This window comes from Microbacterium sp. NPDC064978, assembly GCF_044543605.1.
In the GTDB taxonomy this organism is placed as follows: Bacteria; Actinomycetota; Actinomycetes; order Actinomycetales; family Microbacteriaceae; genus Microbacterium; species Microbacterium meiriae.
In genome coordinates, this window is record NZ_JBITWF010000002.1 from 391314 (window position 1) to 406960 (window position 15647).

The window sequence follows — 15647 nt, forward strand, 5'->3', positions numbered from 1 at the left end:
GAGGACCGGCTCACTTCGAGGTGTAGGAGGCCATGCGCTCCTCGACGGTCGCGATCGCCTCCTCCGGGGTGGCGGTCAGCCGCACGACCTCGTCGAACGCGGTCGCGAGGTCCGTCGCGTACTCGGCGCTGTACGGACGGCTGGCCAGGGACTTCGCGTTCGGGGAGGACGCGGCCTCCGCCCAGACACCGAAGTCCTGCAGCTCGTCGAACGCGGCGCTGCCGGCGAGGGAGGAGCGGCCGGGGAGGTTGCCGAGGGCGACGGCGAACTTCTCCATGGGCTCGTCGCTGACGAGGTAGGCGAGGAAGGTGGCCGCCTCCTCCTTGTGCTTCGAGTTCGCGGGGATGAACAGGGTGCTCGCGGTGACCTGCGTGCTGTTCTCCAGGTCCGGCGAGGCGGCGGGGATCGCGGTCACGCCCCACTCGAAGTCGGGGGCGATCTTGGCGGCGCTGGCCGACCGCCACTCGCCGTCGATGATCATGGCGACCTGGCCGCTGAAGAACGGGTCCTGTGCGGAGAGGTACTCGCCCTGTCCGGATACGAACGTGGCCATGGCATCGGCGCCGACCGGCTCGATCACGTTGTCCTGGTACCACTGCAGGGCCTCGAGGTTCCCGTCCTCCGCGGGGGTCGGGCCGTCCTCGCCGTCCCAGCTGCCGCCGAACGCGTAGCCGAGGGTCGTGAGGGTGGTGCTGTCGTTCGCCGAGCCGAGACCGAGCTGCGTGATCTTGCCGGAGGCGTCCTTCTTGGTGAGCTTCGGGATGGCGGCGGCGAGCTCGTCCATCGTCGTCGGCGGGGTGACCCCGGCCTCCTCCAGCAGCTGCGGGTTGTAGAGGAGCTGGAAGCTGTGGATCGCGATCGGCAGCGAGTAGATCGTGCCGTCGTAGGTCATCTGCTCCATGGCGCTCGGGACGAAGTCGTCGACGTCGATGTCCTCGGCGGCGATCGCGTCGTCGAGCGGCGCGAGGATGCCCTTAGAAGCCCAGGCGCCGACGGTGTTGCCGAAGTTGTCGGAGATGTCGAAGGAGCCGTTCGACGACGACATCGACGTGAGCTGCTTCTGGGTGTCGGGGCTGGAGACGCCCTTGACGACGATGTCGTCCTGGCTGGCGTTGAAGTCGGCGATGATCGCCTCCAGCGCCTTCGCCTCCTCCCCGCCCCACAGGTACGAGAACGTGATCTCGGTGGGGCCGTCCGCGTCGCCGCCGCCGCCGGCGCAGCCGCTCAGGGCGACGATCGTCGCCGTGCCCAGCGCCCCGGCGACCAGGACGCGTCGGCGCATGTTGTGCTTCACGTGCATGGGGATTCTCCGCTCATCGTTGACCGTGCAAAGGATTGGAATAGACCAATTAAGAACCGCTGAGAGGAGACATTGACACAAACCGGGGTGATCGTCAAGATTGGGTTAGTCCAAACGAGGGGGAATCATGTCGGCGATCGAGGGCGTCACGAAGCACGAACGCGTGCGGCGGCATCTGGAGCAGGTCATCGACCAGGGCCTCGCACCCCACGAGAAGCTGCCCACGGAACGCGAACTCGCGGAGTCGCTCGAGGTGAACCGGCAGACCGTGCGTCGCGCCCTCGACGAGCTCGAACGGGACGGACTGGTGTATCGGCTCCAGGGGGCCGGCACATTCGTGAGCGCCTCGCGGATCAGCAAGGCCTTCGAGCTGACCTCGTTCTCGGAGGACATGCTCGCCCGGAACATGCGACCGGGCTCCCTCTCCGTCGACGTCGGCACCGCGGCGGCCGGGCAGACCGCAGGGTACGCCCTGAACCTCAGCCCGCAGTCCCCCGTCGTGCGGATCCGCCGCGTCCGGACGGCCGACGACATCCCGATCTGCCTGGAGGTGTGCTCGATCGCGGCCGACGCCGTGCCGGGTCTGGAGGACGGCATCGTGGGGGACTCGCTCTACGACGACCTGCGCACCCGGTTCGGCATCACCGCCGTGCGCGCCGACCAGGAGATCCACGCGGTCGTGCTCGACGAGGAGCAGGCCGCCGCGCTGCAGACGCCGCCGTTCTCCCCCGCGTTCCTCGTGAAGCGCACGACCTATGACGCCCGCAGCCGCCCGATCGAGTACGCCGAGTCGGTGTACCGCGGCGACCGCTACTCGTACCTCGTCTCCATCGCCCGCCCCTGATCCCCGACGACTCCCGACCTGCGATCCCCTTCACCGACGAAAGGCTCCTCGTGTCCGACCCGACCCTCCGCCCGCGCATCGCGTTGCTCCCCCTCGACGATCGGCCGGTGAACGTCAAGCTCCCGGGCGACGTCGCGGCCGTCGCCGGAGTGATCCTCGACGTCCCGCCCGCCGAGATCCTCCCCTCGTACCGGACCGCGGGCGACGCCGACGCGTTGGGCGGGTGGCTGCGGGAGCGGGCGGCCGACCCCGCGACGGTGCACCTGGTCGTCTCGGTGGACATGCTCCTCTACGGCGGTCTGATCGCGAGCCGCACGAGCGACGACACCACCCGCGACGTGCTGGCGCGCCTCGACGTGCTGCGCGAGGTGCGGCGGCTGCGGCCCGACCTGCCGATCTCGGCGGTGTCGCTCGTGACCCGGGCGAGCAACTCGTACTCCGCCGCCGAGGAGCCGACCTACTGGACGGAGCACGGCAAGGAGATCCACGCACTCGGCGGCGACGCGCACCGACTGCTCGGCGAGACCGAGGTGCTGCCGCTGGACGACCTGACTCCGGTGCCCGCCGAGGTCGTCTCCGACTACTCGTCTCGACGGCTGCGCAACCACATCGTGAACCTCTCCACGCTGGGACTCATGGAGGACGAGACCCTCGACTTCCTGGCGATCACCGCCGACGACACCGCCCCCTTCGCGGCGGGCAGCGCAGAGCAGGTGTGGCTCCGGCACTGGATGCGGATGCTGCCGTCGGGCCGTCGCGTGCTGATGTACCCCGGTGCCGACGAGGTGGGCGCCGCGCTCGTCGCCCGGGCCCTGGCGGCGAACGCCGGGGTGATCGCCTCGTTCTCGGTGGCGTGCGCGGACGCCGACGGCATGGAGCGCGTCCCGCCCTACGAGAACATGTCGCTCGCGGCGTCGGCGAGCCGGCAGATCCGCGCGGCCGGCGCCGAGGAGGTGGCCGCCGGAGGCGACGTCACCCTCGTGCTGCACGCCCCCGACCCCGACCGGCACGACATGTTCCGCGGGCGGCCCGAGGTCGTCGATGCGGACGCCGTCGCGGGGACGGTCGCTCTCGTGCGGGAGCGTCTGGACGCCGGTGAGCACGTGGCCCTGGCCGACGTGCGCTACCCGAACGGCGCGGACGAGGCGCTCGTGCGCGCGCTCGCCGAAGCCGGACTGCTCGGCCGCCTGGAGGCTTTCGGCGGGTGGAACACCGCCGGGAACACGCTCGGCAGCGTCGTCGCGGTGGCCGCCGCCGGCGTCGTCGGTCGGGCCTCGGGCTCCTTCGACGAACGCGCCGCGCGGATCGCCCTGCTGACCCGCCTGCTCGACGACTTCGCCTACCAGGCCGTGGTGCGCACGGATGCGGGGCCGTCCCTCTTCCCTGACATCTATCCGATGGCCGACGATGCGCAGGTGGCGACGGCCGAGCGGGTCATCCGCGACGAGCTGACGGGCCTGCTGGAGTCGATGCTGCCCGCCGACGACGTGCGGATCGAGGAGTTGACGCTCCCCTGGCGGCGCTCGTTCGAGATCGGTCTCACCCTGCGCTGACTCCTCCGCGGCGCCGGCATACACCCGGGACCGCCGCGAGCCTGGCGCGCTCCACAGGAAGGGGTGGTTGGCTGGAATCTCCGGCGGGGGAGATTCGAGCCGGGTACGACCACAGGGGGGACGGCGTCCATGAGCAGTACGACCGGGCACGAGGCGGCGGGCAGCCGAGTGCGGGTGAGTGTGGTGGTGCCGGTGTTCCGGCCGAAGGCGTCGTTCGACGACCTCATCGCCTCGCTCGACGCCCAGACGCTGGATCGGGAGGCGTTCGAGGTCCTGCTCTGCGACGACGGCTCCGGGGAGGAGACGGCCGCGCGGCTGGAGAGCATCGCGAAGGATCGCCCTCATGTACGGGTGCTGTCGCTGCCGCACTCCGGCTGGCCCGGCACTCCGCGCAACCGCGGCGTCGAGGAGGCCAGAGGGACGTACGTGCAGTTCGTCGACCAGGACGACTGGCTGTACCCGCGCGCACTCGAGCGGCTGTGCGACTACGCCGATGAGCACGGGTCGGACGTCGTGGTCGGCAAGGAGGTGGGCATCGGACGGAAGCTGCCCGCCAAGATCTTCCAGCGCGACATCCCGCACGCGGTGCTCGGCGAGGACCCGATCCTGGAGATGCTGACGCCGCACAAGATGTTCCGGACGGCGTTCCTCCGCGAGCACGGCATCCGCTTCCCTGATGGCAAGGTGCGGCTCGAGGACCACCTGTTCGTGATGCAGGCGTACTTCGCCGCCGACACGATCTCGGTGCTCGCCAGCGAGCCCTGCTACGCGTGGGTGAAGGAGCCCGGGAGTGCGAGCTCGTCGCGCATCGACCCCGAGTCGTACTTCCCGCACCTGGAGACCGTGCTCGATGTCGTCGAGGCGAACACGGAGCCCGGGAAGGTGCGCGACCGGCTGCTGCGGCACTGGTTCCGCGGCAAGATCCTCAACCGGATCGCCGGACGACGGATGGTGAAGTACCCGGCGGAGTACCGCGACCGCCTGCTGGATGTGGTGGTGCCGCTCGCGCAGCGTCGATTCGGCCCCGGCGTGGATGCGGGGCTGTCGTTCCCGCAGCGCATCCGGGCGGCTCTGCTGCGCGCCGACCGCCGGGATGACCTGCTCGCCTTCGCCGCGTTCGAGGCGGACACGACCTGCACGGCCACCGTGACCGCGGCGCGCTGGTCGCGCGGCGGGTTGCAGCTCACCGTGCGCGTCCGTCTGCTCCGGGACGGCGAGGAGGCGTTCGTGTTCGAGACCGTCGGTTCCGCCGACCGGCTGGTCTCCCTGCCCCCGTCGGCGACCGAAGACCTCCCCTCCGGGCTGCTCAACGCCCGCAAGGAGCGTCGCGCTGACCGCGTCGACCTCGTCGCGCGGGATACGCCGACCCCCGGACAGGCGCCGGAGTCGACGGCAGGCTCGGAGCGCAAGATCGGCGGCCGACGCCCGAAGCGCCTCGACGCGGTGTCCATCGCGCTGGACCCGATGAAGGCGTTCCGTGAGGACGGCGCTCGCGACGCCGACCTCACCGTCGCCGTCCGCTACGCCGGGTGGATGTTCACCGCCCCGCTGACAGCGGCGCCGGACGTGACGGCGCACCTCGGCAGGTCGCCGCTTCTCGCGGGCCGTCGGGTCGAGCTCGTACGGAACGAGGACGGCAGCCTGCGGCTGCGCCGCGAGTGGCCGGGCGGCGCCTGGCGCGACGCCCTCGCACGAGCCGCCCGCCGCGTCCGCTCCCGACTTCGCCGCTGATCCCCCACCGACAGATCCGTCCACGCAGCAGATCCCTCCACACGCGCTGACGCCCGCGGGATCCCACTCACGCTGCGACATCGAAGCGCGCCCGTCCGCCCAGCCGCGGTGTGCGCTGCGGGTCGACCCACCGCGGCGGAAGGAACCACGGTCGGCCGGTCACGCCGGAACCCTCGATCACGATGTCCCACCCGTTGTCGTGGATACGGTGGTGGCAGGTCTCGCAGAGCAGGATCCCGTTCGAGAGATCGGTCGGACCTCGATCTCGCTGCCACCAGCGGAGGTGGTGAGCCTTCGTCATCCCCGGCGGGAGCCCGCACATGGCGCACCCGCCATCCCGCTCGGCGAGCGCCAGTCGTTGGGCTCGGGTGAAGAGGCGCTTCTCGCGGCCCCAGTCCAGAACCTCGCTCGCACCGCCGAGGACGCAGGGGATGACGCCCCCGCTGGCCGCCATCCGCCGGGCAGCACCGATGTCGATCACCTGGTCGAGCCCGTCGACCGTCGCCGACCCGGTTCCCACCTGCAGATCGTCCAGCGATACCCGAACGATCACCGTCGCCCCGGCGAGCGGCACCCGATCGCCCTCGCACCCGAGCACGTGCGCGCAGAAGAGGGACAGCGCATCGGCCTGGATCATCGCGACGGAGCGCCGATCCGCGTCGGGCGACTCCGCATCGGGGGCTTCGAGGCGGGCGGCGAACACGGCAGACACGTGCCCGCGGATCGCGGTGACGACCGGCGCAGCGGACTCGACATCGAGCTGCGCGTGCAGGTGCACCATGCCGTCACGTTCGAAGATGCGCAGTCCACGCCGACCGCGCTGTTCCTCCGCCCGCGGCGCTACGCCGTCGGGGTCGAGCCACGCTTCGGCGCGGAGGACGAGCTTGCGCACCGCATCGAGCTCGAGCCCTTCGGCTGCGGCGGTCAGCACGCGTTCCGCCTCGGCGATGCGCTCCACACCGGCGGCCACGCGGCAGCGATCGAGGAGAGCGACGAGGAGACCGATCGCCGGCGCTCCGAGCACACCCGACGCGAGTGCTTCCCGGAGGAGCGGATACCGCGCGGGCAGCGGCGCGCCGAGCAGATCGCTCCGCGGCGCGGTCGCCTCTCCGACCTTCACCAGGCGCTGCGCCTCCGCCGTCGAGATGCCCGTCGTCGCGGCGATGAGCTTCGCCGCCGTGCGGTACCCGCGTTGCTTCGCCAAGCTGTCGGCTCCGAGCTCCGCGCGCGACTCCCGAGCGATGCCGGCGGCCACGTCGACGTGGATCGCATCGAGCCGGCGCTGCAGAAGTCCGATCGCGTGGGCCACCTCGACGAGCTGCACGCGGGAGAGCTCGGCGACATCGCCCGCGGCGCCCCACGCCTCGTCGAGGCGATCCATCGCCTCGCGCAGTCCGGACGTTTTCGACATGCTTCATTCTATCTCGTCAGGTCTCGACTTTCGAAGTTATGTTCGATTGCATGCCGGCATTCTGCCGCGGTCTGCCACTCCTCCTGCCCGTCCCTACACGTCGAAGAGCAGGGCCGGGCGGCAGACGCGGCAGGAAAGATCACGGGCCGTGTCGATCGGTCCGACGATCGCGCGTGCGCCCAGCACGCGACGAACACCACACGTCCCGAGCAGGACAGCGGCGGCGGGATCGAATCACAGCAACCCGCCCTGTCAGGAGGGTGAGACGCCCGGGTGGAACGAGTCTAGAACGGCAGGTCGCGAGACCCCGGTGGGGCGATGAGGATGCCCGTGATCTTGCCGAAGCCGTTGTAGGCAACGCGGCCGATCCACTCTCCGGCCTCGTGGTGCAGGGTCACCTGCACGATCGCTCCGTTACTCAGGTGCCGGTTGGCGAGCGTGCTCAGCGGCGTACTGCCGTCCGCCGTCTGTACCGTCGAATCGACGCAGGCTTCGAGGCGGCCGGTGTCACTGCGGATCTGGTCCCACACGCTCATCAGTTTGCGCTTGGTCAGCGCGCGACCGCAGGCGTACGTCATGTGTGCTCGCACCGCCTCGTAGTCGCCGGCATCCAGGTGTGCGAATACCGCGCTCGTGCGATCCGAGAGGTCTGTCACCGGCGCTGCCATCATCCCTGCCTCACCCTTGGTGCCGAATCGCTTGAACGCTGCTTGTCGGCTCACGCCGAGCGTGGCGCCGATCTCTTGCCACGAGACGCCATGCGAACGCGCAGTGGAGACCGACTCCTGCAAGCGCTCACGCGAACGCCGGACCAACTCGTCGGCCTGACGGATCATCAGAACCTCGTCATCCGAGCGAGACGGCGCTTCTCGTCCGCCAGCGTCGACGAGGGAGGCGAGGTCGGCAAGCGACAAGCCGCTGGTCGATGATCCATCCATGAAGCGAGTCTATGGGCCGAGCTCGTGAGCGTCAACTAATGGATGACATTCACGAATCCCACCTGTTCACCTCGTCGCATCCTCGCGTTCACGCCGCGCGCCTACCTTGAGTGCGGACGCGCGACCGCGCTCACGAAACCAGACAATCTTTGTGCCTTCACCACAAGAACCGGTAGTGTCGCATCGACATACCTCGAAGGCGAGAAAGGGACGAACATGGCCGACAGGCAGCAGAGGCGCTGGGCGCTCATCGGATTGACGGCCGCGGCGGCGATCGCGCTCACCGGATGCACGGCGGGCGGCGACGGAGACGCGGGCGACGGCGGCGGCAGCGACAGCGGCTCCGGCGACACCCTCATCGTCTACACGAACTCGAACAGCGACGGCCGCGGTGAGTGGATCACCGAGAAGGCGGCGGACGCGGGCATCGACATCGAGATCGTGGGCCTCGGCGGCGCCGACCTGACGAACCGCATCATCGCGGAGAAGAACAACCCCGTCGGCGACGTGGTCTTCGGCCTGAACAACATGTTCTTCGAGCAGCTCAAGACCGAGGAAGCCATCACGGCCTACGAACCGAGCTGGAGCGGCGAGGTCCCCGCGGACGCCGGCGACCCGAAGGACGGCGCGTTCTGGCCGCTCGTGGAGCAGGCGATCGTCACGGTCTACGACGAGAACCGCATCAGCGACGCTCCGGCGGACCCGGACGACCTGTACACCGACGAGGAGTTCGCCGGCCGTTACGAGGTCAACCCCGCGCTCGGCCAGGCCACCCCGCAGCTCGTGCTCGCCAGCATGCTCACCCGTCACCTCGACGAGGACGGCGACCTCGGCGTGAGCGACGAGGGCTGGGACCTGGTGAAGTCGTACTATGCCAACGGCTCCCCCGCTGTGGAGGGCACCGACCTCTACGCCCGCATCACCCGCGACGAGGTGGACTACGGCGTGCTGCCGTCGAGCGGCATCTCCGCCCGCGACGAGGAGTACGGCACCAGCACGGGCATGATCGTTCCCGAGTACGGCGTCCCCTATGTGACCGAGCAGATCGCTCAGATCAACGGCACGGACAACGAGGAGAAGGCGCAGGAGTTCATCGACTGGTTCGGCAGCGCCGAGGTCCAGGGCGAGTTCGCCGCGGAGTTCAACGCCATGCCGGTGAACGAGGGCGCGGTTGAGAAGGCCAACCCCGAGGTCGTCGAGCTCATGGGCACGCTCGACCGTCAGGACATCGACTTCGGCTTCGTGAGCGAGAACCTCGGCGCCTGGGTCGAGAAGGTCACGCTCGAGTACATCGGCTGAGCCGAGCCGTCCCGCCGCTCCGGCAGAGAGAGAAGACGATGATCCGTTTCGACGACGTCGAGGTCGTGTTCGGCGACCACCGTGCGGTCTCGCACCTCGATCTGGAGATCCAGGAGGGTGAGTTCTTCACCCTCCTGGGTCCGTCCGGATGCGGCAAGACCACCGCCCTGCGCACGCTCGCGGGGTTCATCGAGCCCACCGGTGGCCGCATCCACATCGCCGGTCGCGACGTGACCCGGGTGCCGAGCGAGAAGCGCGGCGTGGGCATGGTGTTCCAGAACTACGCCCTGTTCCCGAGCATGAATGTGCGGGAGAACATTGCGTTCGGCCTCTCGGTGCAGAAGGTGTCGAAGGCCGAGCAGCGGCGGCGCGTGGACGAGGTCGCCGACCGCACCGGGCTCGCCGCGTCGCAGCTCGAGAAGAACGTGGCGGAACTGTCCGGCGGCCAGCAGCAGCGCGTCGCCATCGCCCGGGCGCTCGCGCTCACCCCCAGCATCCTGCTGCTCGACGAGCCGCTGTCGAACCTCGACGCCAAGCTCCGCGTGCAGCTGCGCGAACAGCTCAAGGAGCTGCAGCACGAGGTCGGCGTGACCACCGTGTACGTCACGCATGATCAGGAGGAGGCGCTCACCCTCAGCGACCGCATCGCCGTGCTCGACGCCGGGACGCTGCAGCAGGTGGGCACGCCGGAGGAGATCTACGACCGCAGCGCGACACCGTTCGTCTGCCGGTTCATCGGCGAGAACAACCGCCTCACGCCCGCGCAGCTCGTCGCGATCGGCGCCGGCCTCGATGCCACGGCCGAGAGCTACGTGCGGCCGGAGAAGCTGCACCTGGCGTCGCCGTCCGAGGCCACCGCCGGCGGCACGGCGTCGCTCGACGGCACCGTCGGCGAGCGCACGTACCACGGCAGCCACAGCGTCTACACGGTCTCCGCTGCCGACGCGTCGCTCCGGGTGAGCGTGCCGGCCGCGGCGAGCGCGCACCGCTGGGACGTCGGCGACGCCGTGCGCATCGACGTCCACCCGCGGTGGATCCTGCAGTACCCGGCGGCGTGACATGAGCGACCCGCAGAACGACTCCCGTCCGGTGCCGCCGCCGTCCGCGGCGATGACCGACACCCCCGGCGCGCTGACGACCGAGGCGGCCGAGGCGGGCACCGCGACGAAGCCCCGCCTCCGCCGCGGCCGTCCCGGCAGCGTGCGCGCGATGCTCCGCTCGCCGCTCGCCTGGGTGACCGGCATCGTCGTGATCTGGTTCGCCGCCGCCTTCCTCGTGCTGCCGAACGCCGAGCTGCTCGCCGCGACCTTCTTCCCGGACGGGCAGTTCAGCATCCGCGCCGTCGAGAAGCTGCTCGGCAGCGAGCGCGCGCTGAAGACGCTCGGCAACAGCTTCCTCCTCGCGATCACGCTGTCGGTCACGGTGAACGTCGTCGGGGTGTTCATCGTGCTGGTGACGCAGTACTTCCAGGTGCGCGGCGCGAAACTCCTCTGGCTCGGCTACGCCACCACCCTGATCTACGGCGGCATCGTGCTCGCGGCCGGCTACAACTTCATCTACGGCAAGTTCGGCTTCATCACGAATCTGATGGTGAACATCTGGCCGGACATGAACCGGGACTGGTTCTCCGGCTACTTCGCGGTCGTGTTCGTGATGACGTTCGCGACGACGACGAACCACATGCTGTTCCTGTCCTCGTCGCTCGGCAAGGTGGACTACGCGTCGATCGAGGCCGCGAAGCTCATGGGTGCCTCGACATGGACGATCCTGCGGCGCATCGTGCTGCCGGTCATGAAGCCGATGCTCTTCGCCGTCACGGTGCTGACGTTCCTCATCGGCCTCGGGGCCCTGACCGCGCCGCTCGTGCTCGGCGGTCCGGACTTCCAGACCGTCGCACCCCTCATCATCGACCTGTCGCGGAGTCCGATCACCCGTGACATCGCGGCGCTGCTGGCGATCGTGCTCGGTGTCGCGACGATCATCCTGCTCGCGATCATGAACCGCGCCGAGAAGTCGGGGGTGTACTTCTCGGTGGCGAAGGTGGCGACGCCGATCCAGAAGCAGCGGATCCGCAACCCGTTCGCGAATGCCGTCGTGCACGTGGTCGCCTACCTGCTCTGGGTGATCTACCTCATCCCGGTCGTGCTCATCGTGATCTTCTCGTTCGTGGACGCGCGGAGCATCCTCGCCGGATCCATCACGCTCGACAGCTTCACGCTCGACAACTACATCACCGTGTTCTCCAGCGCGGCGGCCCTCCGGCCGTTCATCGTGAGCGTCGTCTACAGCGCCCTCGCCGCGGTCATCGTCGTGGGCGGGCTGCTGTTCGTCGCGCGGATGATGCAGAAGCACCGCAACCTGCTCACGACGGCCATCGAGTACGTGCTGCACATCCCGTGGATCCTGCCGATCGTGCTGATCGCGCTGGCCTTCGTGATGGCGTTCGACGCCCCGCAGCCGCTCGTCGGCAACATCGTGCTCACGGGGACGCCGGTGCTGCTGCTCGTCGCGTACATCTGCGTGAAGATCCCGTTCACGCTGCGGCTGCTCAAGGCGGGCTTCGCGTCCGTGCCGGACTCCCTGGAAGACGCCTCGCGCATCCTCGGCGCCCGCTCGCTGACCACGTTCCGGCGCGTGCTCATCCCGCTCGTGCTGCCGACCGCGGCCGCGATCACGGCGCTGAACTTCAACAGCCTGCTCGACGACTACGACGCCGCGATCTTCCTCTACCACCCGCTGTACAAGCCGCTCGGCGTCGCGATCCAGGAGAGCACGCGCGGGGAGAACAACCTCGACGCGATGCCCATCACGTTCGTCTACACCGTGCTGCTCATGATCATCATGGGTGTCACCATGTATCTCGTGTATGGACGAGGTTCACGCGCCGGAGCGCCCCGCCGACGGAAGCAGCGCGCATGAGCGGGGCGGATGCCGGGACGCCCGCCCTGCGGGTCACGATCAGCGACGTCGCCGCGGCAGCCGGAGTGTCCCGCGCGACGGCGACCAGGGCGCTGAAGGGCGAGGGCCGGTTCGCGCCGGAGACGCAGGAGCGCATCCTGGAAGCCGCCGAGCGGCTCGGATACGTGCGCAACACGATGGCCGCTGAGCTCGCCGCCGGACGCACCGGCACCGTCGGCCTCATGCTGCGCGACGCGAGCAACCCCGCGTACGGCCTCCTCTTCTCCCGGTTGCAGGAGGAGGCGCATCAGCGCGGCCTCGACCTCGTGACCGTCACGATCGGCGCCGACGAGCAGGGCGCCAAGCAGGTGAATGCGCTGCACCGGCTGCTCGGCATGCGGGTCGCGGGACTCATCGTCGCCACCGGCGGCATCTCCGCAGCGCAGCTCGAGCCGTTCGCCGACCAGGTGCCGATCCTCCGTGCCGGGCGCGTGGAGTCAGCGGGCCGCATCCACACCGCCCACTACGACGACGAGGGCCACGGACGTCTGCTCGCGGAGCACATCGTCGGGCTCGGGCATCGGACCGTCGTCGTGCTCGCCGGAAGCCCCGACGCGTCGTACCCCGAGCACCTCCGCGCGCTCGCGATGCAGGAGGTGCTGACCGCGGCCGGCGTCGCCGTGACGATGATCTCAGCCGGTGCCGGTCCCGACGACGGCGTCGACGAAGCCCTCGTCGCCGTGCGCGCCGGGGCGACCGCCGTCATGTGCGCCTCGGACTACCGGCAGCTCGCCGTCATGCGCGCCGCCCGCGCGGCCGGGCTCCGCGTGCCGGACGACGTGAGCGTGACCGGGTGCGACGGCATCCTGCCCGGCGCCGACCTGCTCGGGCTCACCACCCTGCGGATCCCCGTGGAGGCGGTGGCCGCGGCCGCCGTCGAGACCATGCAGCAGCTGCTCACCGCGGACGAGCCGGAGACGCTCGTGCGCCGCTCGTTCACGGGAACGCTCGTCCCCGGCTCCACGGCCGCCGCCGTCTGACATCTGCCCCGACCTGCCTTCGTCCGCCGACCAGGAAGAGACATGATCCTCACCGAACACCCTCGCCCGTCGCACACCTTCGTGCACATCTCCGACACGCACCTGCCCGGTGAGCGGTCGCCGCTGTACGGCAGCGGGGCCGACGCCGACGCGAACCTGGCGGAGATGCTCGACCGGCTCGTCGCCTCGGGGCTCCGTCCCGACGCGCTGCTGTTCACGGGGGACCTGACGGACCGGGGCGATGCCGCCGCGTACGGGCGACTGCGCGAACTCGTGACGCCCGCTGCCGCGGCGCTCGGGTGCGAGGTCGTGTGGGCGGCCGGCAACCATGACGACCGCCGTGCCATGCGATCGGAGCTCGGACTCGCGGGGGCGGGTGACGAGCCGATCGTCGAGGTGCGGTGGTTCGGGGGGATGCGCGTCATCGTCGTCGATTCGACGGTGCCCGGCGCGCATTGGGGGGAGGTGCCGTCGTCGCAGCTGGAGTGGCTGGAGGGAGAGCTGTCGACGGCGGCACCACAGGGCACGCTGCTGCTCCTGCACCATCCGCCCCTGCCGACGGTGCTCGACCTCGCCGTGACGGTCGAGCTGCGGGATCAGGACGCGCTGGCCGCGGTGCTGCGGGGGTCGGACGTGCGGGGCATCCTGTCGGGGCATGTGCACCATCCGTCGTTCGGTACCTTCGCCGGGATCCCCGTCGCCGTTGCGTCATCGAGCGCGTACGGGCAGGACCTCGCGCAGCCCGTCGGCGCCACGCGCGGCCAGGACGCCGCGCAGGGCTACAACCTCGTGCACGTGTACGCCGACACCATCGTGCACTCCGCCGTCTCGCTCGAGCGCGGGGCGGACGTCGGAGAGCCGGTCGCCGCCGACGAGGCCGGGCGACGGATCGCCGGCGTCGGGATCGACTGGCGGGACTAAGCCGTCACGAGGTGGCCATCGGCGTCACCTCGACGTCGATCGAGCCGAACGGGAACGGGCTGGACACGGTCCAGGAGTCGCCGGTGAACTGCTCGATCGGGATCAGCGCGAACCAGACGTGCGAGACGACGATCGCGACCACCACGAGCAGTCCGACTCCGCGCAGGGTCCACTCCAGGGTTCGCAGCGCCGCGCGCTCATCGGCCGCCTTCATCACGCGACCGAGCGCGAGCAGCACGATGACGGCGATGGCGACGTAGACGAGGGGGCTCGGCGCGAGCGTCAGCTGGATGCACTGGGGAGCCTCGTCCACCGGCTGGCCCGCGGAGTCGATGAACCCGCCGTTCCCGTCGACGCCGCCGGGGCAGATGCCCTTACTCGCGGTCATGAACACGGGGTAGAGGAACGCGGTGATCAGCGACCAGAGGAGGACGCGGCGGATCGCGGCGATGACCACGGCGCCGGGGAGCGCGGCGGGTGCCTTGTCCTGGGACGTGGAGGGGGCGAGCGACATGCGGGGCTCCTTCGGGGCGGTCTTGTTCATCCTGACGGATGTGTGGACATTTACTCCTTGTACCGGCGCACGGCCTCGCGGATGGCGTCGGCGTGAGAGTAGATCTCGTCGAGCTCGTCGATCGGATGACGGGTCTCCACCTTGTCCGCGTCGAGTAGCCCCAGGTACTTCTGCTTGCCGTTGAAGTGGAGGCGAGCGACGGGCTTCCGGTTGTTGTCGTCGAGGAGCACCGCGAAGTAGCTCTTGGCGTCACGGTGCGTGACGCGCTGCGGCTTGACCTCGCCGCAGGCGATGGCCTTGACGATCTGGTACCCCTCCAGCTCTTCAAGGGTCGTCTCGATCTCGGTGTCCCTATCGAGGTCCGCTTCCACGACCTCCGCGCTCGTCGCAGGCGCGGGATCGGCCGCATGGGTGATGCCACTGACCCCGAGCGCGGTTTTCAGCCGGTCGTTCACGCGCTCATTCAGGAACTGGTGCGCCGCTTTCCCGACGAGACCGGTGAACTGTTGCCGCACCTTCTGCGTATACGAACCGTCATAGACACGCGTCGCGAAGAACTTGATCCACTCATCGGTCGGCTCGCGGAACTGGCTCGCAATCTCACGCTTCAACGCGCCGATGTACTTGAGCTCCTCCGCGGCGCTGATGATCGAATCGAGGTCGAAGCTCTCCTTGCTGAGCTTCTGGATCTCGGGAATGAGTGTCTCGTCGATGTCGAGCAGATCGAGTACGAGGAAGGGCTTGGCGTCCATACGGTTCGGAGCGTCCAGGTCCGTGTAAAAATGCCAGACAACGCCGTTAGTCAGGACCGCGATGCGCGCATTCGTGACAGCGAAGTAGCGGAAGAGCTGCGAAGCATGCTCGATCTTCAGGGAACCCATCGACGGCTTGCACTCGATGAGGATCTGCACCTCCGAGTCCCGCATGATGGCGTAATCGATCTTCTCGCCCTTCTTGGTCCCGACGTCGGCCGTGAACTCGGGGACGACTTCCAACGGATCGAAGACGTCGTAGCCAAGAATCGTCGATATGAAGGGCATGACGAAGGCGTTCTTCGTCGCCTCCTCGGTCCCGATCGCCGTCGCCTGGTTCTTCACCTTCGTCGCGAGGGAATCAAGACGTTCTGCAAACTCCACCATCACTCCGTTCTTCGTTGAACACGCTTGATCCAGACCATAGCGGAGTCCACGCGCGCGCC

At 69.3% G+C, this 15647-nt stretch carries 13 protein-coding genes; 8 read left to right on the top strand and 5 right to left on the bottom strand.

What is annotated here, in order from left to right:
- Window positions 1-10 precede the first annotated feature (10 nt).
- Window positions 11-1300: an ABC transporter substrate-binding protein gene (locus ACIGJI_RS08795; RefSeq protein ID WP_259951858.1), complete on the bottom strand. Its 1290-nt coding sequence runs from the start codon at window positions 1298-1300 to the stop codon at window positions 11-13.
- 127 nt (window positions 1301-1427) lie between these two features.
- On the opposite strand from ACIGJI_RS08795, the gene ACIGJI_RS08800 reads away from it, so the two are divergent.
- The 3 genes from ACIGJI_RS08800 to ACIGJI_RS08810 all read left to right on the top strand — a co-directional run bounded on the left by ACIGJI_RS08800 (window position 1428) and on the right by ACIGJI_RS08810 (window position 5428).
- Window positions 1428-2144 (top strand): GntR family transcriptional regulator, encoded by a 717-nt coding sequence (locus ACIGJI_RS08800; RefSeq protein WP_259951856.1) that lies wholly within the window; start codon window positions 1428-1430, stop codon window positions 2142-2144.
- A gap of 50 nt (window positions 2145-2194) precedes the next feature.
- Window positions 2195-3697 (top strand): DUF4127 family protein, encoded by a 1503-nt coding sequence (locus ACIGJI_RS08805; protein WP_363445057.1) that lies wholly within the window; start codon window positions 2195-2197, stop codon window positions 3695-3697.
- A gap of 129 nt (window positions 3698-3826) precedes the next feature.
- Window positions 3827-5428: a glycosyltransferase family A protein gene (locus ACIGJI_RS08810; RefSeq protein ID WP_363445059.1), complete on the top strand. Its 1602-nt coding sequence runs from the start codon at window positions 3827-3829 to the stop codon at window positions 5426-5428.
- A 67-nt stretch (window positions 5429-5495) separates the two neighbouring features.
- On the opposite strand, the gene ACIGJI_RS08815 is transcribed toward ACIGJI_RS08810, so the two are convergent.
- Window positions 5496-6839 carry a DUF222 domain-containing protein gene (locus ACIGJI_RS08815; RefSeq protein ID WP_363445061.1) on the bottom strand — a complete coding sequence of 448 codons (1344 nt, stop codon included), beginning with the start codon at window positions 6837-6839 and terminating at the stop codon, window positions 5496-5498.
- A 284-nt stretch (window positions 6840-7123) separates the two neighbouring features.
- Window positions 7124-7777 (bottom strand): hypothetical protein, encoded by a 654-nt coding sequence (locus ACIGJI_RS08820; protein ID WP_280566458.1) that lies wholly within the window; start codon window positions 7775-7777, stop codon window positions 7124-7126.
- Window positions 7778-7993: 216 nt separating this feature from the next.
- On the opposite strand from ACIGJI_RS08820, the gene ACIGJI_RS08825 reads away from it, so the two are divergent.
- Genes ACIGJI_RS08825 through ACIGJI_RS08845 form a run of 5 tightly spaced genes read left to right on the top strand, consistent with a single transcriptional unit; the run spans window position 7994 to window position 13935 of the window.
- The gene (locus ACIGJI_RS08825) at window positions 7994-9076 is read left to right on the top strand and encodes an extracellular solute-binding protein (RefSeq protein WP_363445063.1); all 1083 of its coding nucleotides are present in this window, start codon (window positions 7994-7996) and stop codon (window positions 9074-9076) included.
- A gap of 38 nt (window positions 9077-9114) precedes the next feature.
- A complete protein-coding gene (locus ACIGJI_RS08830; RefSeq protein ID WP_363445065.1) occupies window positions 9115-10134 on the top strand; it encodes an ABC transporter ATP-binding protein in 1020 nt (339 codons plus the stop codon).
- A gap of 1 nt (window position 10135) precedes the next feature.
- Entirely contained in the window at window positions 10136-11995 is a 1860-nt protein-coding gene (locus ACIGJI_RS08835) for an iron ABC transporter permease (protein WP_363445067.1), read from the top strand.
- Window positions 11992-13014: a LacI family DNA-binding transcriptional regulator gene (locus ACIGJI_RS08840; RefSeq protein ID WP_363445069.1), complete on the top strand. Its 1023-nt coding sequence runs from the start codon at window positions 11992-11994 to the stop codon at window positions 13012-13014. Before ACIGJI_RS08835 ends, ACIGJI_RS08840 begins: the two co-directional genes overlap by 4 nt.
- Window positions 13015-13056: 42 nt before the next feature.
- Window positions 13057-13935 (top strand): metallophosphoesterase, encoded by an 879-nt coding sequence (locus tag ACIGJI_RS08845; protein ID WP_363445071.1) that lies wholly within the window; start codon window positions 13057-13059, stop codon window positions 13933-13935.
- Window positions 13936-13939: 4 nt separating this feature from the next.
- Here the strand turns inward: ACIGJI_RS08845 and ACIGJI_RS08850 are convergent, their stop codons facing one another.
- Both ACIGJI_RS08850 and ACIGJI_RS08855 read right to left on the bottom strand, forming a co-directional pair.
- A complete protein-coding gene (locus tag ACIGJI_RS08850) occupies window positions 13940-14449 on the bottom strand; it encodes a hypothetical protein (protein ID WP_363445073.1) in 510 nt (169 codons plus the stop codon).
- Between the two features lie 50 nt (window positions 14450-14499).
- Window positions 14500-15585, bottom strand: a complete 1086-nt coding sequence (locus ACIGJI_RS08855) for a type I restriction endonuclease (protein WP_102208760.1) — start codon at window positions 15583-15585, stop codon at window positions 14500-14502.
- Window positions 15586-15647: the final 62 nt, after the last annotated feature.